Source organism: Streptomyces sp. NPDC000941, from assembly GCF_053599555.1.
Genome location: NZ_JBSFMM010000114.1, coordinates 1 through 25,765, shown reverse-complemented (window position 1 = coordinate 25,765; position 25,765 = coordinate 1). Strand labels below are relative to the sequence as shown.

Below are 25,765 nucleotides of genomic sequence, written 5' to 3'. Positions count from 1 at the left end.
TCTGCATCGGGGGCGGCCGCTTTCGCGGCCGGAAGAGGGGCGTCGTGCGCCCGGCGTGAAGGTGCCCGTAAAGGTGCCCGTAAAGGTGCCCGTGAAGGCGCCGTACCGGCGGCGCAGGCCGGGCGCCGAGTCGCCGGCCGTGCGGCACCGGCTGGCGTGGCGCGATATGGAATGGCAGATGCTCCGCATCCTGCTGATCTTCCGGATGATGCATGGCATCCAGCTGGCCGTGACCGTGCCCGGAATCGCCGGGCACACCCGGCACCCCGGCCGCGCGCTGACGCTGCTGCTGGCGGTGCTGGCCGAGTCGCTGTGGTTCGTTCTGCACATCTTCCGCAACCACCGGCGGGTGCTCGCCCGGGACGCGGGCAGTGAGCCGGACGCGGCGCGGTCCGGCGGAACGGCGGAGGACGCGGCGGCGGGGCAGGGGGCGCCGGGGCAGGCGACGGCGGGGCACGGGCCCACGGTGTACGACTCCACCACGGCGGCGGTCGAACTGGGCTCCGCCGTGGTCTTCTTATGGGCCTGCGCGCTGGTCATGGGGGAGAACAGGGCCGCGGACATGGCCCCGCTGCTGGTGCTGACCACCGAGCAGATCTCCGGTGTGGGCGTCGGCTCGGCCCTCGGCCAGCGGCTGCGCGTCCTGGTCGGCGGCACGGCCGCCGTGGCCGCCTCGTACGCCGCGGTCATCGCCCTGGGCGACCCGTCGGCGCTGGGCCGCTCCGATGTGCTGATCGGGCTCACCGGCTACGGGGCGCTCGCCTACCTCATCCGGCGCGGCGGCATCTTCCTGCTGCAACTCTCCGCCGACCTCGGCGATATGAGCCTTCAGCTGCATGAACAGGAGCAGCGGAAACTGCTCGCCATCGAGCTGCACAACCACCTGGGGCACACCCTCAACGCCTTCCAGCGGGTCGGCATCACCGATCCCGAACAGCTCGACTCGCTGCGCAAATCCGCGGTGGTGGCCCGGGAGCGGCTGGCCACCTTCATCGCCACCGGGCGGTTCAGCGAGTCGGTGCCGCTGATCGGCATGGTGCACCGGCAGGTCGCCCTGGCCACCAACGACCGGCTGACCGTGGAGCCGATCATCCCCGACCACGTGGTCGAGGCGGCGGCCCGGATCCCGCCGCCCGAGGTGGAGCTGCTGGAGCCCGCCCTGCGGGCGCTGCTGATCAACGTGCCGCGCAGCGCGGGGGTGCACGACGCGGTGCTGCATGTGGACGTGATGCCCGCGCCAGAGGGTGGGGAGGGCGGCGATGTGGTGGAGCTGGTGGTCACCGACCACGGCACGGGATTCCCGCCCGAGGTGCTGGCGAGCGGGGTCGGCCGGATGAGGTCGCTCGCCGTCCACGAGCGGCTGCTGCGGGAGCGGGGCGGGGCGCTGCGGGTGCAATCGGTCAGCGGGCTCACGCAGGTGACGCTCACCCTCCCGGTCGCATCGGCCGCCCGCGCCCCGAGGAAGCCATAGAGCACATGCCGAGGAGATCAAGGGGGGCGTCCGTCATGGCGTCGGAAACCGAACGGGACGACCGGCAGCCACTGCAAGTGGCCGTGGTCGAAGACCACGAGATGACCAGACGCGGCCTGGTGGACGCGCTCAACGACGACCCGCGGCTCACCGTGGTCAGCGAGGTCGACTCGGTGAGAAAGCTGCGCATCAGCGGCGCGGAGTACGACGTGTGCGTGGCCGATCTGATGGGGGTGGCCACGGCCGAGGAGTTCGCCGAACTGGTGCGCCGCTCGGATGTCGTGGTGTGCACCGCGGCCGAGCAGTGGCGCCAGCGGGTGGCCCCCTGGGTGTGTGGGGCGAAGGCGGTGTTCGGCAAGACCGTGGGGCCCGCCGTCCTGGCCAACGCGGTCTGGGACGCCCGCCACCACCCGCACTGGCTCAAACCCCATCTGGCCTCCGCCCTGGAGACGGCGGTGCGCGAATGCGGGCTGACCCTCCCGCCGTACCTCGCCGAGGTGCTGTTCAAGACGGCCCGGGGCGGGCGGGTGCCCTGGATCCTGGAGGAGCTGGGCGTCGAGGAGGACCAGTACCGCAAGGACCTGTCCGACTTCCAGCAGCAGTGCGTCCAGGCCGGACTCGGCCAGCTCACCCTGCTGGACGCCCTCTACATGGCCGCGTCGGCGGAACAGGGGGCGCCCCGCGAGCCCGTGGTGTTCTCCGACTGGGCGGCGGGCCTGAGCGAGGGCCAGGTCCGGGTGCTCGAGTGGTACGCGGACGGCTACTCGTACGAGGAGACGGCCGCCGCGCTGAACGTGAAGGTCTCGACGGTCAAGACACAGATCGACCGGGCGATGACGGCCTGCGGGATCAGCTCGAAACCCGCCGACGTCCGGATGATTTTCGCGATGTACGTATGCTCCCGGCACACCAACCCCGACCTGCTGCTGCGCCGGCTCAACGCACTGGGCGCGCATCCGCCCGGCAGGCTCACGGCGGAGCGGTGACAAGCCGGGGGCCTGTCGGTTTCTGTCCCGGCCGAACAGGGCCCTGTCGTACCAGAGGACGACAGGGGAGGGCGCGATTGCCCGCCCTCCCGGGGGACGAAGAGTGACAGGCCCGACGAGGAACATCGAGGCAGGCCCCCGCAGGGTGCGCGGGGTCCGGGGGAGCTGGGGGGAGAGGCGCATGTCCGAAGAGAAAGCCGTCCGAGGGGCGGCGAGCGGGTCGGCGAGCGGGCCTGCGAGCGGGCCGGGTCGGGGACCGGCGAGCGGGCCGGGGCGGGGTCCGGCCGGCCGGCCGGGGAGGGAGCTGACGGGCGGGGCGGCACAGGCCGACCGGGTGCTGGAGACCGCCGACCGGATGCTCCACGGGATCGTCCGGCTCATGGATCTGGGCGACCGGGTCGGCGAGGCCAGGAGCGGCCTGGGCGCCAAACGGGCGCCGCTCCACCCGGTCCTCGGCTACTCCGACGTGGTGGCCTTCCTGGTGCGCAACCGCGCCGCGGTGCCCGAGGCGGCGGGGGGAGCGGTGCTCCGGCGCCGCAGCGGCCGCGAATACCTCGTCCAGACCTTCTTCCTGGACGCCGAGGGCACCCCGCTGTACGGCACCGGGGCGGCCGACGCGCCGGTCTGGGTCTGCCGGGCCCAGCGGCTCGACGAGGAACTGGCCGCCGCCTTCGGCGATACGGACCTGATCGTCTTCCAGGGAGGGGCGTGACCGTGCTGAGTCTGCTGACGACCGTCCTTCTCGGCCTCGGCGGGCTGGGCGCCGTGGCGGTGGTGTACGTCGTGATCGTGACCATCGAATACCTCGCCGACTGGTTCCGCGCCCGCAGCGACCGGCTGCACCTCGACCCCGATCTGCGGTGCGTCACGGTCGCGGAGTCCATCCGCGACGGCAAGGTCAGCTACATCCAGGGCGTCTTCGACACCTCGCGCGAACAGTTCGTCGAGAGCCGCCGGGTCAAGGGCGAACGGGCCGACGAGCGGGTGCGCGGCGCCCACCGGACCCACCAGGTCGCCGTCTGGGGCTGACGGGTTGCCGGACTGACGGGCTGACGGGCTGACCGGCTGTCCGCCCGACCACCGACGACAGCCGTGCACGCGGCGAGCGGAGGACCGCAGTGAAGAGGAACACCAGGCCCGAGGGCCACCCCGTACGGCCCGGAGGGGCGGCGCCGCGCCCCGCGTTCGCCGTCACCGGCATCCCCGGCGGCACCGACGAGGTCGAGGCGGCCCTGCTGCGCAGCCGCCTGATCGCCGCCGTGGACGCCTTCGGCGGCCACCACGGGCCGGAACCGCTCACCGTCACCATCACCAACCGGCCCGCGGACCGACCACCCGCGAAGGCCGAGGCGGAGGCGGAGGCCGGGGCGGAGGCGGCGGACGGACCCTCGGTGGCGGAGCGCGCGGAGCACTTCACCGCCGCCGCTCCGCTGTACACCTTCGACCGGCTGGTGCTCCCCGACCGCACCATGGAGCAACTGCTGCGCGCGATCCACATCGTGGAGCGGCGCCGCACCCTGTTCGAGGAGTGGGGGCTGCGGACCATCCAGCCGCACCCCAGCTCGGCGGTGAACCTCGAAGGCCCGCCCGGCACCGGCAAGACGATGGCCGCCCACGCCATCGCGGACCGGCTGGGCCGCCCGCTGATCGCCGCCCGCGCCTCCCAACTGGAGAGCAAGTACCACGGGGAGGGGCCCAAGAACCTGGACGCGCTCTTCCACGCCGCCGGGGCCCAGGGCGCGGTGCTCTTCCTCGACGAGGCGGACGGCCTGATGTCCGCCCGCTTCGAGACCACCAGCCACGGCTCCGAGCACGCGGTGAACGCCATGCGCAGCGAACTGCTCACCGCGCTCGACCGGTTCGAGGGGCTTGCGGTGTTCGCCACCAACCTGGTGTCCAGCTACGACACCGCCTTCGACAGCCGCGTCTGGCACGTCCGGTTCCCGGTCCCCGACGAGGCGGCCCGCGCCCGGATCTGGTGCCGTCACCTGCCCGGGACGCTGCCCCTGGCCGACGACGTCCGTACGCAGGACCTCGCCGCCGTCGACGATGTCACCGGGCGGGACATCCGCCGCGCGGTGATCGACGCGGCGGCGGAGGCGCTGCTGACGGGGCGGGACCGGGTCGGCCAGGCGGATCTGCTGGCCGCGGTGGAACGGGTCAAGGAGAGCCGCCCCCACCGCCCTGCGCCGCTCCAGCCCCCGGAGACGCCTCAGCCCCGGGAAACGCCTCAGCCCCGGGAAGCACCTCATCCTCGCGAAACAGGGCAGCCCCCGGAAACACCTCCGTCACCACCGGAACGACTGCGTCCGCCCGCAGCCGGGAAGTGACCATGACGACGCCCCGCCACGTGGGCGGGGCGCGTCACGGGCGCTGGCCCGGTGTCGGAAGGAGCAGAAGGTGCGGCGATTCGAGGGTTATGCGGTCGTACTCACCGGCGCGGGACGGGGCATCGGCGAGGTGACCGCCCGCCGCTTCGCCGCCGAGGGCGCCCGCGTGCTGATCACCGACCTCGACGGCGAGCGGGCCGCGAAGGCGGCCGCGGCGATACGGGCCGACGGCGCCGAGGCCGAGTCGCTGGCCTGCGACGTCGCCGACCGTACGGCGGTCGAGGCGGCCGTCGCGCACGCCGTGGACCGCTTCGGCGCGCTCGACGTACTCGTCAACAACGCCCTGTCCTGCACCCCCGACACCCCGCTGTTCGAGGACCAGCCGGACGACGCGTGGCACCAGGACCTCGACATCACCCTGACCGGCGCCTTCCGCTGCGCCCGCGCCGCGCTGCCCCACCTGGCCGCGGCGGGCGGCCGGGGCGCGATCGTCAACGTCGGCTCGGTCAACGGCGAGCGGGACTTCGGCAACCACGCCTACAGCGCCGCCAAAGCGGGCCTGGCCAGCCTCACCCGCACCCTCGCCGGCCACGCCGCCGGGCGCGGCGTCCGCGTCAACCTCGTCACCCCCGGCACCATCCACACCCCCAGCTGGGACGGCCGGGAGGACGCCCTCGACCGCGCCGCCCGCGTCTACCCCCTGGGCCGCGTCGGCGAACCCGCCGACATCGCCGCCGCCATCACCTTCCTGGCCTCCTCCGACGCTTCCTGGATCACCGGCGTCACCCTCCCCGTGGACGGCGGCCTGCTGATGAGCAACGTGGGCCTGCGGGCGGCCATCGCGGGGGAGTGACGGCCCTCCCGATCACCTCAAGGCTGCCGGATCATCCGCCGCATGACGTCCACGGGCAGCGCCGGATGCCGGGCCGCCTCCTCCGCGGCCTCGGGATCCCGCAACAGCCGCACCAGCGCCTCCGCCGGCAGCTCGGGGTGCCGGGCCGCCGCCCTCCGTATGGTCCACTCGGGGTCGTCCACCAGCCGCACTGCCGAATCCACGGGCAGTCGTGGGTCCTTCGCGGCCCGCAGCCGTACCTCGTCGTCGGCGTCCCGGGCGAACCGCTCCACCAGCTCGGCCGTCGACTCCGGGTCGTCCAGGGCAAGTTGGCGCATGCGCGGGCTGGGGTCGTCGGCGTACCGGAGCAGGCCGTGGCGCGGGAAGTTCGGATGGCCGCGCGGCCGGTCGGGACAGGTCAGACTGCCGGTCCACCACCGCCACACCCCCAGCAGCATGTCGGCGGGCGCGTCGTCGCAGGACTCGGCCAGGAAGAGCTGTACGACTCGGTCCTCGTCCCGGGCGAGGCGGTCGACCACGTCCGGTGGCAGGCGCTTCGCGCGGGCCACGCTCCGGCGCACCAGGAGGTGGGACGAGGCGGCAAGGCGGCGCATGGCTTCGGGGTCGTCGTGGAGTGCGGTGACCCAGTCGAGCGCGTGGGTGAGCCCGTCCGGGTCGATGTCCACCCGGATGTCCGCCCGCTGCTCCTCGGTGAGTTCCGGCCGGAGGGCCACCACATGGCGGACCCCGTCGTCGGGGTCCCGGGCGAGCACGGCGACCAGCTCCGGGGCCAGCCGCGGGTTGCCCGCGAGGCGACTCCGCTGGGCCTTGGTGCCGTGGTGGGTCAGGTGCTCGGCGAGGTCGTGGGTCAGATGACAGGTTTCGAGGGCAGCGTCGCCGAGATCTTCGGCCTCGAAGACCGACCGGGGCAGCGGCTGGGCCTCATGGCCTTCACAGTGCTCGTGGTGGAGCAGCAGCGCGGCGACGCGGACCCCGTCCTCGGGGTCGGCCAGCAGCCCCCGCCGGGCCGCCCCGTCCAGCTGCGGCCAGGCGCGCGGGCAGGCGGCGGCCCGTACGCCGGGCTCCGGGTCGAGGGCCAGCGCGGTCAGCAGCCGTACGGGCAGCCCCGTCAGCCGGGCGGCCTCCGCGCGGATACGCGCCTCGGGGTGGGCGGCCACCCGCTCGTACGCGGCCTCGGTGAGCTCATCGCGCCGGTCCGCCGCGAGCAGGGTGAGGACCCACAGGTTCCTGGGCTTCCGCTCGCCCAGGATCAGCCGGGCCCAGCACTCGGCCGTGAGGTTCGGCTGGCACTCGGCCAGCTGTCCCCGCACCTTCCACTCCGGGTGGACGACGGCTGCCTCCACGACCGAGGCAGACTGCTCGCGCCACAGAAGGTAATGCGAGCGGCCCAGCAAATCGCACCGCAGGTCGTCGGGTACGGCCGGGTTGGCCCCCAGCCCCTGCGCCCACAGCTCGCGCAACCGCTCCGTGGGCCCCGGCCCCTCGAACAGCGACTCCCACACGGCCGCGCCCCGGCTAGCGGGCGACACCCAGCGACGCGAAGTCGTAACCGCCGGCATAGATGTGGCTGGTGTAGACGTTGGTCAGCCGGGGGCCGCGCCAGGTGTAGCTCTTCTGGAAGGTCAGGGGGACAAAGCCGGCGCTGTCGGAGACCTTCCGGTTGATCTCCCGGTACGTCTCCCTGATCTCCCTGCGGTCCTGCCCGGCGATCGCCTTGTCGAAGAGGTTGTTGATGGATTTGTCGTCCACTTGGGGAAAGTTGACATTGCCGGTGGGCAGGATGAAGCGGCCGTCGGCCAGGGGCTGGAGAAATCCCTGGGCGGTCGGGAAGTCGGGGAGCCACCGCCCGAAGATGATGCCGTAGCCCTTCTTCTTGACGGTCGAGGGCGAGCCCACGACCTGGTAGTACTGGCCGAGTTCGATCTGCTCGATGGTGAAGCTGATCCCGATGGCCTTCAGTGAGGACTGCAGCGCCTGAGCGGCGGAGAGGTCGTCGGGGTTTCCGGCGCGGACCGCGATGGTGGTCCGGAAGCCGTTCGGCTTGCCGCAGGCCGCCAGTTCCTTCTTCGCCTCGGCGACATCGGCCCTTCCGCCGCGCTCCCGGACGCCGTACGGATCGTCGGAGGGGTTCGCCCCTTCGATGCCCGGCGGGAGCATGTTGGTGGCGATCTCACCGCCGCCGGGGCCGCCGAGGGCCGTCTGTATGGACTGCCGGTCCGTCCCGTAGATGACCGCCTTGCGGCAGTGGATGTTGTTCATCGGCTTGACGGTCCGCGGCAGGCCCAGATAGCGGATGCCCATGGTGTACGGGTCGTCCAGCCGGGTCTTGAGCTCGGTGCTGCTCACAGCCCTGGCGATGGCCGGCTTGGGAAGCGAGGTCGGTTCGAGATCCACGTCGTAGGAGCCCGCGAAGAGCCGCTGGCTCCTGGCATTGTCGTCCAGGATGATGTCGACCGTGATCCGGTCGGGCAGGGCGGCGCGGACCGGGTCGGAGCTCTGGTCCCATTCGGTGTTGCGGACCAGCTCCAGCGACTTGTTCGGCGTATACGAGCCGAATTTGTACGGCCCGGAGGAGAACGGGCGCTCTTGGTATTTGGACTTGGTGTCCTTCGCGCTCGGCACGGGCGAACCGGCCGGCATCGCCAGCATCTGCTCGAAGTCGCTGTTGGGCTCGGCCAGATGGAAGACGATGGTCTTCGACGTGGGGGTCTCGATCGCCTTCAGGCCCAGCTTGTCGTCCTTGTAGGGGCCCTTGTACTTCCCGTCGGGGTCGAGGACCTGCTTGAAGTAGGACGGGCCGCCGGGGAGTACATCGGTGGCCCAGCCCCGCTCGATGCCGTATTTGACGTCCTCGGAGGTGATGGGCGTGCCGTCCTCCCAGGTGATCCCGTCGCGCAGGGTGTAGGCGTACGTCTTGCCGCCCTCGCTCACCTTGGCCTTGCTCGTCGCGAGGTCCGGGACCAGATCGGAGCCGCCCTTATCGGGTTTGGGGGCGAAGGTGACCAGCTGACGGGTGAAGTAGCGGGAGAAGTTCCACGCGAAGCTGTAGTAGCTGCGCTGCGGATCCCAGGAGTCGGCGTCGCTCCTGCCGACGAACTTCAGCGTGCCGCCCTTGGCCTTCGACGGATTGACGACGCGCTCGGTCGCGGCGTTGTACGCGGGGCCGGGGGCCTTCTTCGCCGGGGCGTTCGTCGGCGACGGCTTCGCGACGGGCTTCTTGGGGGAGTCGTCCTCCGTCCACTTGTTCACCAGCGGGATGCCGGCGGCCAGCAGGCCACCGACGACCGCCACCGCTATCGCGGAGCGGATGAGGAGCCGGCGGTTGCCCGGCCCGCCGCTGCCGGGGGGCGGGGTCTGGGGCGGGGCGAATCCCGGGGGCCAGGCGGGCGGGGCGGGCGGCGGTGGGGGAGCCTGCCCGGGGGCGTACGGCGGGGGCGGCAGGGGAGCGCCGGCGCCCGGCGCGTACACCGGGGGCGTCGGGCCGAAGCCGGGCATGGCGGCGGCCGTGTTGCGCGCCAGGGCGAGGCCGCCCGCGCTGCCGCCGCGGTCGCGCTTATGCGGCAGCGGCCGTCCCTTGGCGCCCATCGCCGCGTACACCTGCCCGTAGACGGTGTCCAGGTCGAGCAACTGCGGCCCGCCCGGAACCCCTTCGCTCAGCAGTCTGAGCAGTTCGCCGGTGAAGGCGGTGTGGGGCTCGCCGGGCGGGGCGAACGCGAAGCTGCTGTCGGGGACGGCGGCCAGCAGACAGGCGCCGTCGAGCTCCGCGCGGTCGACCACCGCCTCGATCCCGTGCACGAAGCCGGGCGTCTCACCGCTGAGGCAGCAGTCGAGCAGCATCACCCGCCGGCCCGCCCGGCCGTCGGACATGACATCGCGCAGGGTGCCGTACGACAGTCCCGTATAGGACCGCTGCCGCTGTGACCCGGTGAGGCCGAGGACCAGCTCGCCGCGGCGCGGCTCGACCAGGGAGTGGCCGGCGAAGTACACCAGCAGGGTGTCGGTGGCCTGCTCGGCCGCGGTCCGGACGGCGTCCAGGACCTCGACCGGGTCCTGGGGGTTCCCGATGACGGTGCAGTGCTCGGGGGCGAGCCCCCAGGTGTGCGGGGCGCACAGGGTGGCGGCGAGCGTGCGGAGGTTGTTCGCCACCATTGGCAGCTGCTCTATGTGGTCATAGCGGCTGGTGCCGATGAGCACCGCCCGTGAAGTGGCCGCGTCGGGCAGGACCGTCACCGCTGCCGCCCCTCGTTCGCACCGGCGGGCGCGGCGGTGAGCCGCCGCTGCCCTCGCTGCCCTCGCCCAGCACCGCTCGCCTCAACACCGATCCGCAACGGGCCCCCCTTTGAGTGATGACGGCCTCATATTGTGCACTACTCAAGGGCGGTCGGAACTGCCCGATCGGGGTACGTCGGCGGTCCTTCCCGAGCGCTCCCGCTCAGTACTCCTTGAGTGCGTACGAGTTGGCGACGTCCAGGTCCGCCCGGAGGTCGGCGACGAACTCCTCCCCCTCCACTTCGCCGAGGTCCATGGCGTCCCGGGCGTCCATCACGGCCTTGTTGGTCAGCGCGAGCTCCTGGTTGGCGGTCACGTAGCCGCGCAGCTCCCGCTCGTACGCCGCGAAGGCGGCAGCGTGGTCGCCGTCCGCAGCCTTCAGCTCGCCCGCCAGGACGTACGCGCCGACCAGGGCCATGCTGGTGCCCTGGCCGGACATGGGCGAACCGCAGTAGCCCGCGTCGCCGAGCAGCGCCACCCGGCCGCGGGACCAGGAGTCCATGCGGATCTGGGCCATGGAGTCGAAGAGGAAGTCCGGGGCGCCCCACATGTGCTCAAGCAGCCGGGGCATCTCCCAGCGTGCCTTGGCGAACTCCCGGGCGATCAGCCGCTTCTGCGCGTGCGGGTCGCCGGTGTCGGACTCGGCGGGCGGCTCGTCCCAGTCGAAGCCGATGTAGACGCGGACCTCCTGGTTGTCGCGGACGCTCATCACCATTCCGCCCCACAGGTCGCCGCCCATCTTGTAGACGACCTGCCAGCGGTCGAGGCCGAGGAAGTTGGGCGCCGTCCACACGGCCAGCGAGGTGCCGAGGTGGTGCAGATGGTCCTCTTCCGGTCCGAAGGCCAGCCGCCGGGTGTGGGAATGCAGCCCGTCGGCGCCCACGACCAGGTCGAAGCGGCGCTTCGTACCGCCGCGGAAGACCACCCGCACGTCGTCCGCGTCCTGTTCCAGCCGGTCGATGGAGTCGCCGTAGACGTAACTGATCCCGGCTCCGCCCGCATCGGCGACGACCGCGGCGAGGTCGTCGCGCAGGATCTCCACATCGGGGCTGTCGAGGTCGCCGCCGCTGACGGTGCGCTCGGTGGTGCGGAACAGCTCCTGACCCTCGTCGTCGACCACCGACATCCCCCGCAGATCGGTGCTGAGGCCCCGGATCCGGTCGAGTACGCCCATGCGCTCGGCCACCTCCAGCGCGGGGCCGCGGACGTCGATCGCGTGTCCGCCGGGGCGGGGCCCCGCGGCCTGCTCGACGACGGTGACCTCGTATCCGTACCGGTCCAGCCAGTAGGCGAGCGCGGGCCCGCCGATACCGGCGCCCGATATCAGAACGCTCTGCTGACGCTTCTTCTGACGCATGGTGACTCCCCGTCGGTGCAGCGAGTGGTTGGTCGGACAACTCGATGCTGGTCCGGGCCACCGACGCGGCACCGACGCCGAGCCGACACCCGCCCGCCAACGCCGACGCGGCGCCGACACGGCCCTTGAGGGGGCCGCGCCGACGCCGCGTCGGTCGTGGGTTGTCGCTCGGGTCGGGTCAGCCTGCGCGCAGCACCGAGGCCACGATCGGCCCCGCCGAGTCACCGCCGTGGCCGCCCTGCGGCACCACGGCCGCCGCCGCGAGGTCGCCGCTGTAGGCGGTGAACCAGCCGTTGGGCTGCTTCTGTCCGTCGACCTCCGCCGAGCCCGTCTTGGCGCCGAAGTCACCGCTCATCCCGGACATCGCCTGGGCGGCGGTGCCCGCGGTCGCGGTCAGCTTCATCAGGCTCTTGAGCTGCTGCCGGGTGCTCGGCTTCATGGCGCGGGCGGCCTTGGCCAGGGTCCGGTTGTCCAGCGAGGGGGAGACCAGGTAGGGCTGGTGGAAGGAGCCGCTGGCGACGGTCGCCGAGACCGACGCCATGTTGAGCGGGTTCATCCGCACCCCGCCCTGCCCGATCAGCGACGCGCCCTTCTGGGCGGCGGACTGCACCGGCACCGCGCCGTCGAAGGAGGAGATGCCGGTCTGCCAGTTCAGCCCGATGCCGAAGACGTCCCGGGCCTCCTTGGTGAGGTCGTCGTCGGCCAGCTTGGGCGCCTGGCTGATGAAGGCCGTGTTGCAGGAGCGGGCGAAGCTCTGCTCGAACCTGCCGCCCTTGATCTCGAACTTGTCGTCGTTCTGGAACTTCCAGCCGCCGTACGAGAAGTACTTCGGGCACGGGTGCGGCTTGCCGTAGCCCGCCAGGCCCTTGTCGATGAGCAGCGCCGAGGTGATGACCTTCATGGTCGAGCCGGGCGCGTACGAGCCCTGGAAGGCGGTGTTGAACCCCTGGGCCGGGGAGTTGGCGACCGCCAGGACCTCGCCGGTGCTGGCCTTGACCGCCACCACCGCGGCCTTGGGCCGCTTTTTGACCGCCTGCTCCGCCGTCGCCTGGAGCTTCGCGTCGATCGTCGTGCGGAGCGTGCCGGCCTTGCCCTTGGAGAGCACCTTCAGCGTCTCGTCGGGGGACTTGGAGCCCTTGGCGCGGGAGATCCACGTCTCCACGCCGGGCGTGCCGCCCGCCTTCTTGCCGTAGCGCTCCCGCAGTCCGTCCAGGATCGCCTTGAGCGTCGGGTGGTCGGCGGCGCTCAGCTCCGCGCCGTCGCGGTCGACGGCCTTGATCGGGGGCGTACCGGCCGGGCCCGTCTTGAGGGCGTCCCCGGCCTTGAGCTTCGGGTGCACGACCGACGGCTTCCAGTCGACGACCGCCGCCCCGCTGGTCTTGTCGCGGGTGACGGCCAACGAGGATTCATACGTCCAGGGGATCTGGCGTCCGCCGTAGGCGATCTGCGCGTTGACCGTGAACGGCACCGTGCTGCCGGTGGGCTGACCCGCCGCCAGCGTCGCCTTTCCGATGTGGGCCTTGTCACGGTAGGCGGTGAGCGCGGCCGTGGCGGCCTTGTCGTCGTCCGTCAGACCGGCGGCCTTCGCGGTCTGTCCCGCGGACCAGGCGGCCAGGAAGTCCCGGGCCGTGGCCTTGACCTCGGCCGCGCTCGGCGGGCCGGTCTTCACCTTCTTGACCACCGGCTTTTCGTCGCCGGCCCCGCTGTCCGCGCCGTCCTTCGAACCGGTCGAGCCGTCCTGTCCGCCACCGCAACCGGCGACCCCGACCATGGCGGCGAACACCGCACCGATGACCGCGGCTCTCGCGCCACTCCGCATTGCAGAACCCCCACAGTCCCTCGAAGCCCTCCACCGCTCGATGGAGTGCGTGGTCCGGGGCACTCTACCGGCATCGAGAGCGGCGTCCTTGCCCGTCAGGTCCCCTTGGATCCCGTCAGATCCAGGTGTCGAGCCAGATCCGGGACCGCCATTGATCCATGGGCAGCGTCTGACCTGTGTAGAGGGGGAAGAAGTAGATGAAATTCCAGATGATGAGAAGCACGAGCACACCCGCGCCGACCGTGCCGATCACCCGCCGGTTCTCCGAGGCCCCCGGCGGCCCCACGATGGCGCCGATCATCATCGCCACCGCCAGACACAGGAACGGCACGAAGACCACGGCGTAGAAGGAGAAGATCGTCCGCTCCTGGTACAGGAACCACGGCAGATAGCCCGCCGCCAGGCCGCACAGGACCGCGCCCGCCCGCCAGTCCCGCCGCAGCGCCCACCGGAACAGCAGATACGCCACCGCGAAGCAGGCCGCCCACCACAGCAGCGGGGTGCCGAGCGCCAGCACCTCGCGGGCGCACTTCTCGGTCGCGTCCTTGGGACAGCCGGCCTCGCCGGGGGAGGGCGACTCGTAGAAGTAGGAGACCGGGCGGGACTGGATCAGCCAGCTCCACGGGTTGGACTGGTAGATATGCGGGTCGTCCAGCTTCACATGGAACTTGTAGACCTCGGTCTCGTAGTGCCACAGGCTGCGCAGCGGGTTCAGCCAGGCCCAGGGCCCGTGGTCGCTGTAGCCGCCGCCTCCCATGTTCTTCGGGGTCTCGGCCCAGTGCCGGAAGTAGCCGCTGTGGGTCCAGCCGCTGCGGGCGCTGTAGCTGCCGCTGGTGGTGAACCAGCCCCACCAGCTGGCGAGGTAGGTGACCAACGCCACAGGCACGGTCGTCAGGAAGGCCCACAGGGTGTCGCGGCGCAGCATCGCCCGGAAGGGGCGGCGCGCCCCGGCGGTGCGGCGGGCGCCCATGTCCCACAGGACCGTCATCACGCCGAAGGCCGCCAGCACGTACAGGCCGTTCCACTTGGTGCCGGCCGCGAGCCCCAGGCACACCCCGGCGGCGATCCGCCACGGCCGCACGCCGAGCTTCAGCCGCGCGGCGATCTCCGCGTCGGGGCGGGCGGTGCCGTCCGGGTCGACCGGCAGGGCGGCGGCGAGCCGCGCCCGTGCCTGGTCCCGGTCGATCAGCAGACATCCGAAGGCGGCCAGGACGAAGAACATGACGACGAGGTCGAGCAGCGCGGTGCGGCTCATCACATAGTGCAGACCGTCCACGGACAGCAGCAGCCCCGCCAGACACCCCAGGAAGGTGGACCGGAACAGCCGCCGCCCGATCCGGCACAGCATGAGCACCGACGCCGTGCCGAGCAGGGCGACCATGAACCGCCAGCCGAACGGGGTCAGACCGAAAAGCTGCTCGCCGACCGCGATCACCCACTTGCCCACCGGCGGGTGGACGACATACCCGGCGGCGTCGCTCAGCGGGATCTGCTGGGGATCCGCGATGATCTTGCCGTTGGCGTTTTTCGGCCAGGTGCCCTCGTAGCCGAGCTGGAGCAGCGCCCAGGCGTCCTTGGCGTAGTACGTCTCGTCGAATATGACCTTGCCGGGGCTGTCGAGCCGCCAGAAGCGGAGCAGCCCGGCGAACAGCGCGACCAGCAGCGGCCCGCCCCAGCCGGTCCAGCGGGCGATCCGCGACGCCGCCGGCGGAGCCGCGCCCAGCGCCTCCCACAGCCGGGTCCCCGGCTGTGGGTAGGGGGGCACCAGCCGCTCCCGTACGTCGGACCGCGGCCGGCCCGCGTATCCGAAGCGGCGCAGCCGGCGCTGCCAGGCGGGCGGATGCTGGCCGGCGGCTCGGCCCGGCTGGGCGTGGGTCGCGGTGTCACTCGTCACCCGGCCCATCGTAGGGAAGCGGACTATGAGAGTGGCGAGCCAAGTCGTCCGGCCGGGGATCGGGGGCCTGCCCATCGGGGTTTCCTGAGCCCGCTCCGGGTGCTGCGAGGATGGATCGTGTGACTGGAACGCTGGTACTGGCAGGGACCCCCATCGGCGACACGCGGGACGCGCCCCCGCGGCTGGCCGCCGAGCTCGCGGCCGCCGATGTGGTGGCCGCCGAGGACACCCGGCGGCTGCGCCGCCTCACCCAGGCGCTGGACGTGCAGCCGCGCGGCCGGGTGGTGTCCTACTTCGAGGGCAACGAGGCGGCCCGTACGCCCGAGCTGGTGGAGGCCCTGGCCGGGGGCGCGCGGGTGCTGCTGGTCACCGACGCGGGCATGCCGTCCGTCTCCGACCCCGGCTTCCGCCTGGTCGCCGCGGCCGTCGAGCGGGGGATCACGGTCACCGCGGTGCCCGGGCCCTCGGCCGTGCTGACGGCGCTCGCGCTCTCCGGGCTGCCGGTGGACCGCTTCTGCTTCGAGGGCTTTCTGCCGCGCAAGGCGGGCGAGCGGCTGGGGCGGCTGCGCGAGGTCGCGGCCGAGCGCCGCACGCTGGTGTACTTCGAGTCGCCGCGCCGCCTGGACGACACGCTGGCCGCCATGGCCGAGGTGTTCGGCGCGGACCGGCGGGCCGCCGTGTGCCGCGAGCTGACCAAGACGTACGAGGAGGTCAGGCGCGGCCCGCTGAAGGATCTCGCGGCCTGGGCGGCCGAGGGCGTACTGGGCGAGATCACGGTGGTGGTCGAGGGCGCCCCCGAACCGGCTCCCGGCGAGGCCGACCCGGCCGAGCTGGCCCGGCGGGTCGCGGTCCGCGAGGAGGCCGGGGAGCGCCGCAAGGAGGCCATCGCGGCGGTCGCGCAGGAGGCGGGCCTGCCCAAACGGGATGTGTTCGACGCGGTGGTGGCGGCAAAGAACGCGGCACGTACCGAGCCACGCGGAGGTAAAGGGGAAGGCTGAAAAGCAAAGGTTAGGCCGGGTGGCGGGGGCGTTGGGGCATCCGGCCGCCAAATCTCCCTCAAGAGGTGGAAGGGCAGCTGCACTCCGGGCCGGTAAAGGCGTCCACTGGTGGTGGGACGTCCAGTCCCGGAAGCCTTGTCCTGCGGACAAGAGGAGTTGCCATGAGCGAAATTGCGGGTACCTCGAGCGGCGTTCGCCCGATAGCCCACACCACCGACGACGCGACGGACGGGGAGGTCGCCCACGAGGCGTACGCCTTCGCGTGCATGAAGTGCGGGCACGGCTGGGAGCAGTCGTACGACATCGAGCATCACGTGGACGCCGAGGGGAGGGCGTTTGTCATCTACTTCACCGATGGCATGCGCGTACGGTCCCCGCTGACCAGCCCCAACTGCCACAACTGCGGCGCCGACCTCGTACGCATCATGAGGTCGGGCCAGGTGTCGACGGCCCTGCGGAGCCTGGGCGGGGAGCCCCGGCGGCGGGCCCGTCGGGCGGACGCCGAGGCGTCCGACGCCACACCGGCACCGGCCGCCCCGCCGGCGCGGCGTGGCCACCACTGGCATCTGTCGGATCTGCTGCATCCGTTCCAGAGCCGGAAGTAAGGCACAGGGAGTAAGGCACAGGGCCGACGGCCGCCGTTTTCCGGTGATTGACTCACCGGTAATCGGCGGCCGATGGTGATCCTGGTCACCCGCATATGAGCCGGACCGTATCCGAATGAGCGCCAGGGCGTGATTTCTTCGCGGTTCTTCAGCGTTCTCCGGCATTCTCCGGCGTTCTCCGGCGATCTCCGGCAAATAGAATCGCGCTCATGGCGCAGTCACAAAACAAAAAGGATCTGCCTCCGCCGCTCCCCGAGCCGCTGCGGGTCCCGGTCGCCGATTCGCATACCCACCTGGACATGCAGTCGGGCACCGTCGAAGAGGCCCTTGCCAAGGCCGCCTCGGTCGGCGTGACCACCCTCATCCAGGTGGGCTGCGACCTCGCCGGGTCGCACTGGGCGGCGAAGACGGCCGAAGCCCACGAGAACATCTGGGCCACCGTGGCCCTGCACCCCAACGAGGCGCCGCGCATCGTCCACGGGACCCCTCCTTCTGGGGGGCAAGCCCCCCAGGCCCCCCGCGACGGTTGGTTGCGCGAACCGGGCGGCGAGACGGCCCTGGACGCCGCCCTGGAGGAGATAGCGGCCCTCGCCGCACTCCCGCAGGTACGGGGCGTCGGCGAGACCGGCCTCGACTACTTCCGCACCGGCCCCGAGGGCATCGCCGCCCAGGAGCGGTCCTTCCGCGGCCATATCGCCATCGCCAAGCGGTACGGCAAGGCGCTGGTCATCCACGACCGCGAGGCGCACGACGACGTGCTGCGGGTGCTCGCCGAGGAGGGCGCGCCCGAGACCGTCGTCTTCCACTGCTACTCCGGCGACGCCGCCATGGCGAAGATCTGCGCGGAGCGCGGCTACTACATGTCCTTCGCGGGCAACGTCACCTTCAAGAACGCCACCCCGCTGCGCGAAGCCGTCGCCGTCGCCCCGCTCGACCTGCTGCTGGTCGAGACCGACGCGCCCTTCCTCACCCCCGCCCCGTACCGCGGACGGCCTAACGCCCCGTACCTCATTCCGCTCACCCTGCGGGCCATGGCGGAGGTCAGGGGCGTCCCCGAGGACACCCTCGCGGCCGCAGTCGCGGCCAACACCGCGCGGGTTTTCGGCTGTCGCCCGCCGGTTTCCGGCGCCGGCGAGCCCAGGGAAGGGAACTACGCACAGTAGTCATACCGCTTTGGAGAGTGGCCGCCGCTCCGCTACAGTCCCGGGACTCATGCCCTGACCAGTGGACTTGTGGAGTGTTGCCGGAGTGTTGTCGTGAGCCGTACGCAAGGCGACCGCCGTGTCGCGGACAGCCGCCGTGCCGCGGGCAGTCACCGCGGCACGGGCGGCCGGGCCGACGCCCGCCGGGCCGCGCGCCGCAGACAGCGCGCCGCCCGGCCCGAGCAGTTGCGCCGGCTGCTGCCCCAGGCGCTGGTCGTCGCCGCGCTGGCGGGCGGCACCTCCGCCTTCGTGGCCGAGGACAAGGCCGTACGGCTGACCGTCGACGGCAGCGCCCGCACCCTGCACACCTACGCCGGGGACGTCGCGGAACTGCTCGCGGACGAGGGCGTGGACGTCGGCGCCCACGACCTCATCGCCCCCGTGCCCGAAGCGGACCTCGTCAGCGGCGACCGGATCGCCGTCCGCTACGGCCGCCCGGTCACCCTCACCGTCGACGGAGAACGCCGCCGGGTGTGGACCACCGCCCACACCGTGGACGGTGCGCTGCGCCAGCTCGGGGTGCGCGCCGAGGGCGCCCACCTCTCCGCCTCGCGCTCGGCCGCGATCTCGCGGCGCGGCCTGGACCTGGACGTACGGACCGAGCGCACGGTCACCTTCATGGCCGACGGGCGTGAGCGCACCCTGCGCACCAACGCCGCCACCGTCGCCGACGCCCTGGCCGAGGCCGGGATCGCGCTGCGCGACCAGGACACCACCTCCGTGCCCCAGGAGAGCTTTCCGCGCGACGGCCAGACCATCTCGGTCATGCGGATCACCGGCCGTGAGGAGGTCCGCGACCGGGACATCCCCTTCCCGACCTTCCGGCGCGCCGACCCCACCGTCCTCCAGGGCGCCGAACTGGTGGCCGCCGTGGGCGAGCCGGGCCTGGAGCGCACCACCTACCTGGTGCGCACCGTCAACGGCGTCCGGCAGCGGCCTCGGAAGCTCAAGACCCGCGTGGTGCGCCGGCCCGTGGCCCGCGTCGTACGGGTCGGCACCAAACCCCGGCCGCCGCAGCCCGTGGCCGGTGCGGAGGGGCTCGACTGGCAGGCCATGGCCCGCTGCGAATCCGGCGGGCGGCCGAACGCGGTCGACGACTCCGGCCGGTACGGCGGGCTCTACCAGCTCGACCAGGGCACCTGGCAGAACCTGGGCGGGCAGGGACGCCCGCAGGACGCGCCCCCGGCGGAGCAGACCTACCGCGCGAAGAAGCTGTACGTACAGCGGGGGGCGAGCCCCTGGCCGCACTGCGGCCACCGGCTGAGCGGATAGCCCGCGGGTAGCTTGCGGGCAGTTCAAGGGCCGTAAACTTGCGCCGGTGAGCTCCACCGACGCAGGCGCCCTGCTGGGCCCCGCCGACATCCGCGAACTGGCCGCCCGGCTCGGCGTACGCCCCACCAAGCAGCGCGGCCAGAACTTCGTCATCGACGCCAACACGGTCCGCCGGATCGTCCGGACCGCCGACGTCCGGCCCGACGACGTGGTCGTCGAAGTCGGCCCGGGGCTCGGCTCGCTGACCCTGGCCCTCCTGGAGGCCGCCGACCGGGTCACGGCCGTCGAGATCGACGACGTGCTCGCGGCGGCCCTCCCCTCGACGGTCCAGGAGCGGCTGCCCGGCCGCGCGGACCGCTTCGAGCTCGTCCACTCCGACGCCCTGCACATCACGGAGCTGCCCGGCCCCGCGCCCACCGCGCTGGTCGCCAACCTCCCGTACAACGTCGCGGTCCCGGTGCTGCTGCATATGCTCGACCGCTTTCCCACCATCGAGCGGACCCTCGTCATGGTCCAGGCCGAGGTCGCCGACCGGCTCGCGGCGGCGCCCGGCTCCAAGGTGTACGGCGTGCCGTCGGTGAAGGCCGCCTGGTACGCCGAGGTGAAGCGCGCCGGGGCGATCGGCCGCAATGTGTTCTGGCCCGCCCCGAACGTCGACTCCGGCCTGGTCTCCCTCGTCCGCCGCTCCGCCCCGCTCCGTACCACCGCCACCAAGGCGCAGGTCTTCCGGGTGATCGACGCGGCCTTCGCGCAGCGCCGCAAGACGCTCCGGGCGGCCCTCGCGGGCTGGGCCGGATCCGCCGCGGCGGCGGAGGCCGCGCTGACGGCGGCCGGGATCTCGCCCCAGGCGCGGGGCGAGGCGCTGACGGTCGAGCAGTTCGCGGCGATCGCGGAGCAGGCGATCATCGACGAGCGGCCCGCCGAACATCCCCCGACGGACAACCCTGGGAGAAACCAGCCGTGACCCGATCCGTGACCGCCCGCGTGCCCGCGAAGGTCAATGTCCAGCTCGCGGTCGGCGGCCTTCGGCCGGACGGCTTCCACGACCTGGCCAATGTCTTCCTCGCGGTGGGGCTGTACGACGAGGTCACCGCCACCCCGGCCGACGAGCTGCGGATCACCGTCTCCGGTGCGGACGCGGACAGCGTGCCGCTCGACCGCACCAACCTCGCCGCCCGCGCCGCCCTCGCGCTCGCCGAGCGGCATGGCGCCCCGCCCCGGGTCCGGCTGCACATCGACAAGGACATCCCGGTGGCCGGCGGCATGGCGGGCGGCAGTGCGGACGCCGCCGGGGCGCTGGTGGCGTGCGATGCGCTGTGGGGCACGGCGGCCTCCCGCGCCGAACTGCTGGAGATCTGCGCCGAGTTGGGCAGCGATGTGCCATTCAGCCTGGTCGGCGGGGCGGCCCTGGGCCGGGGGCGGGGCGAACTGCTGACCCCGCTGGAGACCGGCTCCACCTTCCACTGGGCGTTCGCCGTGGCCGAGGGAGGCCTGTCCACCCCCGCCGTCTACCGCGAATGCGACCGGCTGCGCGCCGCAGACGGCCAGGGGGCCACGGTGGACGACGTACCCGACCCCGAGCCGTCCGCGGCCCTCCTGGAGGCGCTGCGCACCGCGGACGCCGCGGCGCTCGCCGCCGCCGTGACCAACGACCTCCAGCCCGCCGCGCTGTCCCTGCGGCCCGCCCTGGCCGACACGCTGCGCGCGGGCACCGACGCGGGCGCCCTCGCCGCGCTGGTCTCCGGCTCCGGCCCGACCTGTGCGTTCCTGGCCGAGGACGCGGAAGCGGCCGCCGCCGTGGCGAAGGCCCTGGCCGCCTCGGGCACCTGCCGCGCCGTACGGGTGGCCACGGGGCCGGCGGCGGGGGCGGCCGTCGTACGCGATTGACCCGGAGGGTCAGCGGATGCCCCGGGATGTCGCCGGCCCGGGGGTCAGCGGATGATCAGCAGGTTCACCAGCCAGGCGATACCGAGCGCCAACAGTGACGCGCCCCACACCGCGCGGCCGAGCAGACGGCGGGAGAAGGCCCCCCAGGTGCCGGCCAGCGCGGCGACCAGCGAGATGTAGACGGCGATGTAGACGGCGGTGTCCTGGCCGCCGTCGGTGCAGATGAAACGGGTGTCGTCGATGCCGCAGTCCGACCCGGCGGACATCGAGAGCATGGGCAGGAACATGAGGGTCAGCCCGGCGCTGAGCCACACCACCCCGACCGCCACCACCCGGATGGCCCTCAGCCTGCGCTCCGCCCGCTGCTCCGCCCGCTGCTGTTCGGCGGCCCGCTCCGCCTCGGCCGCTCTGGCCTGGGCCAGCTCCTGCTCCCGGTCCGCCTCGATCGTGCCCGCACCGGCCCACAGGCTCCTCGCATGATCCATGGCAGAGGACGCTAGGAGCGAGATCACCCGCGTGGCATCCGTACGGATACTCAGACGGGCTACCTACTACCCTGGGATGTCGATCGATCCGTGTACAGGAGTGTGATGGCCACCAACTTGGTCAACGTCGAAGCCGTCGGCAAGGTGTACGGCACCCGGGCGCTGCTCGACGGCATCTCCCTCGGGGTGAGCGAGGGCGACCGGATCGGCGTCGTCGGCCGCAACGGTGACGGCAAGACCACCCTGATCCGGATTCTCGCCAAACTGGAGCCCGCCGATACCGGCCGCGTCACCCACTCCGGGGATCTGCGGCTCGGCGTGCTCACCCAGCACGACTCGCTCGACCCCGCGGCCACCGTCCGCCACGAGGTCATCGGCGATCTCGCCGATCACGAGTGGGCGGGCAACGCCAAGATCCGGGACGTGCTGACCGGCCTCTTCGGCGGGCTCGACCTGCCCGGCTTCACCCAGGGCCTGGACACCGTCATCGGCCCGCTCTCCGGTGGCGAGCGCCGCCGGATCGCGCTCGCCAAGCTGCTCATCGCCGAGCAGGACCTGATCGTCCTGGACGAGCCGACCAACCACCTCGACGTCGAGGGCATCTCCTGGCTGGCCGCCCATCTGCGGGCGCGGCGCTCGGCGCTGGTGGTGGTCACCCACGACCGCTGGTTCCTGGACCAGGTCTGCACCCGGATGTGGGATGTGCAGCGCGGCGCGGTCCATGAGTACGAGGGCGGCTACAGCGACTATGTGTTCGCCCGCGCCGAGCGGGAGCGCATCGCCGCGACCGAGGAGGCCAAGCGGCAGAACCTGGTCCGCAAGGAGCTGGCCTGGCTGCGCCGCGGCGCCCCGGCCCGTACCAGCAAGCCCCGCTTCCGTATCGAGGCGGCGAACGCGCTGATCGCGGACGTGCCGGCGCCCCGCGACTCCGCGGAGCTGATGAAGTTCGCGAACTCGCGCCTGGGCAAGACCGTCTTCGACCTGGAGGACGTGACCGTCCAGGCGGGACCGAAGGTGCTGCTGAAGCATCTGACCTGGCAGCTGGGGCCCGGTGACCGGATCGGCCTGGTGGGCGTGAACGGCGCGGGGAAGACCTCGCTGCTGCGGGCCATGGCCGAGGCGGCCGACAGCGACGGCGAGCGGCAGCCGGTGGGCGGCCGGGTGGTGGTCGGCCGGACCGTCAAGCTGGCGTATCTGTCCCAGGAGGTCACGGAGCTGGACCCGGCCTTGCGGGTGCTGGAGGCCGTGGAGCGGGTGCGGCAGCGGGTGGACCTGGGCAAGGGGCGGGAGATGACCGCCTCGCAGCTGTGCGAGAAGTTCGGCTTCACCAAGGAGCGGCAGTGGACGCCGGTCGGCGACCTCTCCGGCGGCGAGCGGCGCCGGCTCCAGGTGCTGCGGCTGCTGATGGACGAGCCGAACGTGCTGTTCCTCGACGAGCCGACGAACGACCTCGACATCGAGACGCTGACCCAGCTGGAGGATCTGCTCGACGGCTGGCCCGGCTCGCTCGTGGTGATCAGCCACGACCGGTACTTCATCGAGCGGACGACGGACCGGGTCTTCGCGCTGCTGGGCGACGCGACGATGCGGATGCTGCCGCGGGGCGTCGACGAGTACCTGGAGCGGCGTCAGCGGGTGCAGGCCGCCGCGGCGTCGGCCCCCGTGGCGCCCGGACGGCAGAAGGCCGCGGAACAGCCGGGCCCGGCGCAGAAGTCGGCGGCCGAGCAGCGCGCCGCGAAGAAGGAGCTCCAGAAGATCGAGCGGCGCCTTGACCGCATCGGCGAGCAGGAGACGGAGCTGCACGAGCGGATCGCCGAGCACGCCACGGACTTCGCGAAGGTCGCGGAGCTCGACGCGCGGCTGCGGGAGTTGACGGGCGAGCGGGAGGAACTGGAGACCCGCTGGCTGGATCTCGCCGAGGACGTCTAGGGCAACGGTCGCGTCACAGGCCGGTCTCAGCTGATCGATGAGGCTGAGACCGGCCCTTGGCCTGATAGCACCGGGTGATAAAAAGAACTCCCGCTTGCGTGCCGCTCACTGGCGGGTTGCGTGTCCGATTCGCTCCTTCCTGGTGGGCTTTGAACCCCGGGATCGCGGGGGAGGCCGGTCGGTTCACGGACCCGCGCACTAAGGAAAATCCGATGTCGCAGCCGCCTCCGCCGCCGAATCAGCCGCCGCAGGGTGGCTTTGGCGCACCGCAGGACCCGTCGTACGGCTATCCGCAGCAGCCTCCGGGGCAGCCGCCCGCCCAGCCGGGCTACGGCTATCCGCAGGCGCCGGGCCAGCCGCCGCAGGCTCCCCGGACCCCGCCGCCGGCCCCGCCCGGCCCGGCAGCGCCTCCCCCACCCGGCCCGCCCGGCCCGCCCCAGACTCCGCCCTCCGGTATGCCCCAGACGCCCCCGCAGGGCGCCGGCGGCTACGGCTATCCGCCGCAGCAGCCGCAGCAGCCGCAGTCCGTGCACGCTCAGCCGACGCAGGTGGGCATGCCCGCGGCGTACGCGTCCGGCCAGCAGCCGCAGTACGCGTCCGGCCAGCAGCCGCAGTACGGATATCCGCCCCAGGGCCCGTACCCGCCCCAGAACACCTACCCGGGCGCGACGCCGGGCGGCGGCCAGGGCGGCGGCAACAAGTCCAAGCAGCGCATGATGATCATCGTCAGCGCGGTGGTCGCGGTCGCGCTGATCGTCGGCGGCGGCATCTTCTTCGCCACCAAGGGCGACGGCGGCAGCGACGACCAGGCCAAGGACCCCAAGGACAAGAAACAGAGCCAGGACTCCACTTCGGGCACTTCGGGCACGACGGGCGGCAAGGACGTGCCCGCGCCCGAGACCGTCGACGCAAAGCTGATCAACAAGATCGACATGCCGAAGGTGAAGGACCAGATCACCACCGAGGGCATGTGGGTCACCGACGACACCTTCGTGAAGGCCGACGTCTACAAGGTCGTCGGCTATCCGCTGGACGGCGGAAGCCCGAAGTGGACCATCCCGCTGGCGGGCGAGATCTGCTGGTCCTCGGACCACGTCAGTGAGAACGGCCTGACGACGATCCTCTTCCAGGAGGCCAAGCCCTCCAAGGCGGACAAGTACCCCTCCTGCACGGAGGTCGGGCTCGTCGACCTGAACAACGGCAAGATGCTCTGGCAGAAGCATGTGGGCTCCGGTGACGAAAAGGAGCGCTTCGACGAGGTGACCCTCGGCGGCGGCACCGTCGCCGCGGGCGGCACCAGCGGCGGCGCGGCCTGGTCGCTCGACGGCAAGCTGCTGTGGAAGCCGCAGGACGGCGAGGACTGCTCGGACGACGGCTACGCGGGCGGCGGCGACAAGCTGGTCGCGGTGCGCCGGTGCGGTCAGTACGACGACCCGCAGATCCAGGTGCAGACGCTGAACCCGAAGACCGGCAAGATCAAGTCCAGCTACAAGGTCTCGCCCGGTCTGGACTACGTCCACGTCCTGTCCACCGACCCGCTGATCGTCGGCCTCGACGCGGGCGACTCGACGGGTGCCGCGGTCTCCGACTTCCTGACGATCGACGACAGCGGCAAGGTGGGCAAGGTCGTCAGCAAGATCTCCACGGAGGGCGGCAAGTACGTCGCCGAGTGTGAGTCGACCAATGTCGAGGGCTGCAAGTTGGCCGTCGTCAGCAAGTCGGCGGACGCTCTGTTCATGGGGTCCGAGGAGCGCTCCAGCTCGACCTCGGGCACGGTGAACGAGGTCGTCGCCTTCAGCCTGAAGACCGGCAAGGCGATCGGCAAGACCGACGGCGTCGAGGGTGCGGGGCTGACCCCGCTGGGCCTGGACAAGGACGGCTACGTCGTCGCCTACCAGGAGTCCAACTATGACGCGGGTGGCGCGGTCTGGCGGATCGACCCCAAGTCGTACAAGAAGGACAAGCTGCTGCAGAACCAGGTCGGCGATCGCGAGATGGAGTCCAACTTCAGCGCGAAGTACAACGAGGTCGTCTACGCGAACCAGCGGCTCTACATGAGCGACAAGTACGCCACCAAGCCCAGTGGCAGCTACGACCAGGACGACCCGCTCGCCGCGATCTTCGGCGCGGGCGGCTGACAGGCGGCCCCCCTTTTTTTGTGGCTCGGTTCGCCTCCGGGGCGCCTCAGCCCCTGTCGACGGTCGACCGTGCTCGGCCCCTCGTTCCTCGGGGCCTGCGCGCGCTCTCCCTTTCGACAGGGTCGCGCCCCTTCGGCTCACTCGCCCGGAGAGTCAGACCATGGGCCCCGGCGGCCCCCCCCCCGACCGGAACTAATAGGACGGGGCCGCCCCCGACCACCCCCCCCCCACCAGATAGGTATACCAAACCTCATAAAACAAAACAACCAA

At 72.0% G+C, this 25,765-nt stretch carries 20 protein-coding genes; 14 read left to right on the top strand and 6 right to left on the bottom strand.

All coding sequences use genetic code 11. The annotated features are described in order from the left end of the window. Window positions 1–85 precede the first annotated feature (85 nt). The 6 genes from ACWDSL_RS31025 (at window position 86) to ACWDSL_RS31000 (ending at window position 5,640) form a co-directional block, all read left to right on the top strand. Window positions 86–1,471, top strand: coding sequence for a hypothetical protein (locus ACWDSL_RS31025; protein WP_450491040.1), 1,386 nt, complete (start codon window positions 86–88; stop codon window positions 1,469–1,471). Window positions 1,472–1,506: 35 nt separating this feature from the next. Next, the gene (locus ACWDSL_RS31020) at window positions 1,507–2,457 is read left to right on the top strand and encodes a response regulator transcription factor (protein WP_450491038.1); all 951 of its coding nucleotides are present in this window, start codon (window positions 1,507–1,509) and stop codon (window positions 2,455–2,457) included. Window positions 2,458–2,638: 181 nt separating this feature from the next. After that, entirely contained in the window at window positions 2,639–3,169 is a 531-nt protein-coding gene (locus ACWDSL_RS31015) for a hypothetical protein (RefSeq protein WP_450491036.1), read from the top strand. Continuing rightward, window positions 3,166–3,486, top strand: a complete 321-nt coding sequence (locus ACWDSL_RS31010; RefSeq protein ID WP_014176973.1) for a hypothetical protein — start codon at window positions 3,166–3,168, stop codon at window positions 3,484–3,486. Before ACWDSL_RS31015 ends, ACWDSL_RS31010 begins: the two co-directional genes overlap by 4 nt. Before the next feature lie 89 nt (window positions 3,487–3,575). After that, on the top strand, window positions 3,576–4,787 hold the full coding sequence (locus ACWDSL_RS31005) for an ATP-binding protein (RefSeq protein ID WP_450491034.1): 1,212 nt from the start codon (window positions 3,576–3,578) through the stop codon (window positions 4,785–4,787). A 70-nt stretch (window positions 4,788–4,857) separates the two neighbouring features. Beyond that, window positions 4,858–5,640 (top strand): SDR family NAD(P)-dependent oxidoreductase, encoded by a 783-nt coding sequence (locus ACWDSL_RS31000; protein ID WP_450491032.1) that lies wholly within the window; start codon window positions 4,858–4,860, stop codon window positions 5,638–5,640. A 17-nt stretch (window positions 5,641–5,657) separates the two neighbouring features. On the opposite strand, the gene ACWDSL_RS30995 is transcribed toward ACWDSL_RS31000, so the two are convergent. From ACWDSL_RS30995 to ACWDSL_RS30975, 5 genes are all read right to left on the bottom strand, one after another. Continuing rightward, a complete protein-coding gene (locus ACWDSL_RS30995; protein WP_450491030.1) occupies window positions 5,658–7,169 on the bottom strand; it encodes a PE-PGRS family protein in 1,512 nt (503 codons plus the stop codon). Next, window positions 7,156–9,870 (bottom strand): caspase, EACC1-associated type, encoded by a 2,715-nt coding sequence (locus ACWDSL_RS30990; protein WP_450491028.1) that lies wholly within the window; start codon window positions 9,868–9,870, stop codon window positions 7,156–7,158. Before ACWDSL_RS30990 ends, ACWDSL_RS30995 begins: the two co-directional genes overlap by 14 nt. A gap of 202 nt (window positions 9,871–10,072) precedes the next feature. Next, window positions 10,073–11,266: an FAD-dependent monooxygenase gene (locus ACWDSL_RS30985; RefSeq protein WP_450491026.1), complete on the bottom strand. Its 1,194-nt coding sequence runs from the start codon at window positions 11,264–11,266 to the stop codon at window positions 10,073–10,075. Between the two features lie 178 nt (window positions 11,267–11,444). Next, window positions 11,445–13,085, bottom strand: a complete 1,641-nt coding sequence (locus tag ACWDSL_RS30980; RefSeq protein ID WP_450491024.1) for a penicillin-binding transpeptidase domain-containing protein — start codon at window positions 13,083–13,085, stop codon at window positions 11,445–11,447. A gap of 115 nt (window positions 13,086–13,200) precedes the next feature. Then, on the bottom strand, window positions 13,201–14,988 hold the full coding sequence (locus tag ACWDSL_RS30975; protein ID WP_450491066.1) for a dolichyl-phosphate-mannose--protein mannosyltransferase: 1,788 nt from the start codon (window positions 14,986–14,988) through the stop codon (window positions 13,201–13,203). A 110-nt stretch (window positions 14,989–15,098) separates the two neighbouring features. On the opposite strand from ACWDSL_RS30975, the gene rsmI reads away from it, so the two are divergent. From rsmI to ACWDSL_RS30945, 6 genes are all read left to right on the top strand, one after another. Beyond that, window positions 15,099–15,977, top strand: coding sequence for a 16S rRNA (cytidine(1402)-2'-O)-methyltransferase (gene rsmI / locus ACWDSL_RS30970; protein ID WP_450491022.1), 879 nt, complete (start codon window positions 15,099–15,101; stop codon window positions 15,975–15,977). A gap of 161 nt (window positions 15,978–16,138) precedes the next feature. Beyond that, the gene (locus tag ACWDSL_RS30965; RefSeq protein WP_450491020.1) at window positions 16,139–16,582 is read left to right on the top strand and encodes a hypothetical protein; all 444 of its coding nucleotides are present in this window, start codon (window positions 16,139–16,141) and stop codon (window positions 16,580–16,582) included. Window positions 16,583–16,791: 209 nt separating this feature from the next. Beyond that, window positions 16,792–17,745, top strand: a complete 954-nt coding sequence (locus ACWDSL_RS30960; RefSeq protein ID WP_450491018.1) for a TatD family hydrolase — start codon at window positions 16,792–16,794, stop codon at window positions 17,743–17,745. Between the two features lie 93 nt (window positions 17,746–17,838). Then, on the top strand, window positions 17,839–19,056 hold the full coding sequence (locus ACWDSL_RS30955; protein WP_450491016.1) for a ubiquitin-like domain-containing protein: 1,218 nt from the start codon (window positions 17,839–17,841) through the stop codon (window positions 19,054–19,056). A 46-nt stretch (window positions 19,057–19,102) separates the two neighbouring features. Beyond that, window positions 19,103–20,020, top strand: a complete 918-nt coding sequence (rsmA, locus tag ACWDSL_RS30950; protein ID WP_450491014.1) for a 16S rRNA (adenine(1518)-N(6)/adenine(1519)-N(6))-dimethyltransferase RsmA — start codon at window positions 19,103–19,105, stop codon at window positions 20,018–20,020. Beyond that, on the top strand, window positions 20,017–20,943 hold the full coding sequence (locus tag ACWDSL_RS30945; RefSeq protein WP_450491012.1) for a 4-(cytidine 5'-diphospho)-2-C-methyl-D-erythritol kinase: 927 nt from the start codon (window positions 20,017–20,019) through the stop codon (window positions 20,941–20,943). The genes rsmA and ACWDSL_RS30945 overlap by 4 nt, the downstream gene beginning before the upstream one ends. A gap of 44 nt (window positions 20,944–20,987) precedes the next feature. On the opposite strand, the gene ACWDSL_RS30940 is transcribed toward ACWDSL_RS30945, so the two are convergent. Then, complete coding sequence (locus tag ACWDSL_RS30940; RefSeq protein ID WP_450491010.1) at window positions 20,988–21,428, bottom strand: hypothetical protein; 441 nt, start codon at window positions 21,426–21,428, stop codon at window positions 20,988–20,990. Between the two features lie 105 nt (window positions 21,429–21,533). Here ACWDSL_RS30940 and ACWDSL_RS30935 point away from each other — a divergent pair, with 105 nt between their 5' ends. Continuing rightward, window positions 21,534–23,357 carry an ABC-F family ATP-binding cassette domain-containing protein gene (locus ACWDSL_RS30935; RefSeq protein ID WP_450491008.1) on the top strand — a complete coding sequence of 608 codons (1,824 nt, stop codon included), beginning with the start codon at window positions 21,534–21,536 and terminating at the stop codon, window positions 23,355–23,357. 212 nt (window positions 23,358–23,569) lie between these two features. After that, window positions 23,570–25,495, top strand: a complete 1,926-nt coding sequence (locus tag ACWDSL_RS30930) for a hypothetical protein (RefSeq protein ID WP_450491006.1) — start codon at window positions 23,570–23,572, stop codon at window positions 25,493–25,495. Window positions 25,496–25,765: the final 270 nt, after the last annotated feature.

Excerpts from the sequence above, each read along its gene's own strand:
- ACWDSL_RS31020 (WP_450491038.1), top strand. The coding sequence starts at position 1,507 with ATGGCGTCGGAAACCGAACGGGACGACCGGCAGCCACTGCAAGTGGCC.
- ACWDSL_RS31015 (WP_450491036.1), top strand. The coding sequence starts at position 2,639 with ATGTCCGAAGAGAAAGCCGTCCGAGGGGCGGCGAGCGGGTCGGCGAGC.
- ACWDSL_RS30985 (WP_450491026.1), bottom strand. The coding sequence starts at position 11,266 with ATGCGTCAGAAGAAGCGTCAGCAGAGCGTTCTGATATCGGGCGCCGGT.
- ACWDSL_RS30980 (WP_450491024.1), bottom strand. The coding sequence starts at position 13,085 with ATGCGGAGTGGCGCGAGAGCCGCGGTCATCGGTGCGGTGTTCGCCGCC.
- ACWDSL_RS30975 (WP_450491066.1), bottom strand. The coding sequence starts at position 14,988 with ATGGGCCGGGTGACGAGTGACACCGCGACCCACGCCCAGCCGGGCCGA.
- ACWDSL_RS30965 (WP_450491020.1), top strand. The coding sequence starts at position 16,139 with ATGAGCGAAATTGCGGGTACCTCGAGCGGCGTTCGCCCGATAGCCCAC.
- ACWDSL_RS30960 (WP_450491018.1), top strand. The coding sequence starts at position 16,792 with ATGGCGCAGTCACAAAACAAAAAGGATCTGCCTCCGCCGCTCCCCGAG.
- ACWDSL_RS30940 (WP_450491010.1), bottom strand. The coding sequence starts at position 21,428 with ATGGATCATGCGAGGAGCCTGTGGGCCGGTGCGGGCACGATCGAGGCG.
- ACWDSL_RS30935 (WP_450491008.1), top strand. The coding sequence starts at position 21,534 with ATGGCCACCAACTTGGTCAACGTCGAAGCCGTCGGCAAGGTGTACGGC.
- ACWDSL_RS30930 (WP_450491006.1), top strand. The coding sequence starts at position 23,570 with ATGTCGCAGCCGCCTCCGCCGCCGAATCAGCCGCCGCAGGGTGGCTTT.